Origin of the sequence: Lacticaseibacillus songhuajiangensis (genome assembly GCF_003946025.1) — a bacterium.
GTDB classification, from domain to species: Bacteria; Bacillota; Bacilli; order Lactobacillales; family Lactobacillaceae; genus Lacticaseibacillus; species Lacticaseibacillus songhuajiangensis.
In genome coordinates, this window is record NZ_RHNR01000083.1 from 1 (window position 1) to 2,562 (window position 2,562).

Below are 2,562 nucleotides of genomic sequence, written 5' to 3' on the forward strand. Positions count from 1 at the left end.
GACGCCGATTTTGCGGCAATTCTGCCAGTGAAGGACTCCAACGGAGGCCTGAACGGTCCCCGCCGACGCAGTTCCCGCGGAGCGAAGCCCAAGCGCACTCCTACCGGAGTTGCCGACTCCACCGCCTTGCGGCGGTATGAAAACAGCTTAAAGAGCAGGTCGCCCCCTTGCGGGCGCTGACTTACGCTGACGGACAGTATGAGCAGTTTCTGAAATAAAATTAGAATTTTCTAGAAAATTATGTGAAAAATAGCTTGATTTTGCCATAAAGTCCGGTTAAGATAATCAGCACAAACACATATTAGCAATCACGACCGGCCGAATTTTGCCGTTCGACCGATCCGTCATTCCTGGGTCACACCAGACATTTGGAGGATACATACATGAAACAGAATACCTTGCGTAAGGGTGCCAAGCCCTTGTTGCTTTTGGCTACGGCTAGTTGCTCTTTATTGCTACTGGCTGCTTGTGGTAATAGCTCATCCCAAAGCAGCACTCAGAAGAAAGGCATCGCGGTTTCCATCGCCAGTGAAATCGAAACGATGGACTCTAGTCACTCGGTTGACACGACCAGTTCGGAAATCCTGAACAACACTGAAGAAGGCCTGTCCCTGCTTGGTAAGAACAGTAAGATCGAACCCGGCATGGCCAAGAGCTTCAAGATGTCTAAAGACGGCAAGACTTATACATATACGCTCCGCAAGAACGCGAAGTGGAACGACGGGACGCCTGTTACGGCGAAAGATTTTGTTTATGCCTGGCAGCGTAACGTGAACCCAAAGACCGCGGCCGAGAACGCTTACATGCTTGCGCCCGTTAAGAACGGGGCAGACATCTCCGCCGGCAAGAAGGCCCCAAGTACCTTGGGTGTTAAAGCTGAAGGTAAGTACAAATTCGTTGTGACCCTTGAACACCCAGTTTCTTACTGGAACCTGCTGGTTGCGACCGCACCGTTCCTGCCTGAGGAACAAAAGGTAGTTGAAAAGTACGGTAAGAAGTACGGGACCACAGCTGCGAAGACGGCTTACAACGGCCCATTCAAGCTCACTGATTGGAACGGGTCCAGCAACAGCTGGAAACTGGTACCAAACAAGAAGTATTACAACCAGAGCGCCGTTAAACTCAGCAGCGTCAAGTACCAGGTTGTGAAGGAACCTTCAACCGGTCTGAACATGTTTGAAAACGGCCAGCTGGACCAGACCCAGCTGCAGGGCGAACAGGTTCAGAACGAAAAGAACAACAAGGCGTTCAAGGAAGTTGAAGCAGCTTCCAGCAACTACATCGCCATCAACTTGAAGAAGGCTAGTTCCGCTAGTGCCCTGAAGGCCCTGCAGAACCAGAAGATTCGCCAGGCTTTCTCCGTTGCGCTTAACCGCAAGCAGTTTGTTAAGAACGTGCTGGCCGATGGTTCACTGGCTTCTAACGGCTTGACCGCCAAGGGTATGCAGACGGAGCCAGGTGGCAGCACCGACTTCGCCAAGGCGGCTGAAGTTAGCTCGCTCACGGATTACAACGCAGCCAAGGCAACTAAGCTTTGGAAGCAGGGACTGAAGGAAACCGGGCTTTCCAGCGTTAACCTGACCCTGACCGTTGACGACACCGACACCTACAAGTCCATCGCCGAATACCTGCAGAGCCAGTGGCAGAAGAACCTGCCTGGTCTGAAGCTGACCATCCGCACGGTACCAAAGACCACGCGTGTGCAGTACCTGATGGACGGCAACTTTGACCTTGTGCTCACCGGTTGGAACGCGGAATACAACGATCCCGCAACCTACCTGAACCTAGAAGACACGGGTAACACCTACAACTTCGGTGGTTACGAGAACGCGAACTACCACAAGCTGATGGAAACTGTGAACAACAGTACCAACAAGAAGGCGCGTTGGAAGGCTATGGTTGCTGCTCAGAAACAGATGACCGAAGACATGCCTGTCGTACCACTGTTCCAGCAGACATACTCCTACCTGCGGAACCCGAAGATCACGGGTCTCGTTGAAAACCTGGCCGGCGCAGAACCTGGCTGGCGTGGTGTTTCTTTGAAGTAATGGTTCTAGCCATGTAGAACTCTCCTAATTGCAGTACGTACTGCTCGCGACCGCCATCGCTAGCAGCAAGATTTGTTGAAGGGGCTGTGCCAGAAGGCGGTTAGCTCCCGATATACAAGCAGGCACCGACCGGAATCCCGAACTTAGGATTCCGGTCGGTGCTTGTTTGTATGTTAGGTAGCTGCCTTTTGGCGCGCGACCACGATGTAATGTCAGTGTGCTTAAGATTTTTGTCAGGCTTCTTTTTTGATGATAAAAAGTCTAATTTTGATGAGAAAAATAGCTTGAAATATGAGAAAACGAACGGTATGATGATTCTCAAGGGTTAGTTCCCGACACATAAGCGCCAAACAAAACGCGAGAGGAGGAACATTGATGACATCTGTCGCAGTACATAAAGCCTTGCGCCGCCGCGCAAACTAATTAAACCAACCTGGATTATTCACCTCGGTATTTGGGACATGAAATCGCATCTGGCCGGTCTGAAAGCAACGTTTGGAGCGTTGCGAATACT

Annotated in this window: 1 protein-coding gene; it reads left to right on the plus strand. The window is 51.2% G+C overall.

The genetic code is table 11. From position 1 onward, the window contains the following. Positions 1 to 383: 383 nt before the first annotated feature. A complete protein-coding gene (locus EKM97_RS11800) occupies positions 384 to 2,048 on the plus strand; it encodes a peptide ABC transporter substrate-binding protein (RefSeq protein WP_125572570.1) in 1,665 nt (554 codons plus the stop codon). Positions 2,049 to 2,562: the final 514 nt, after the last annotated feature.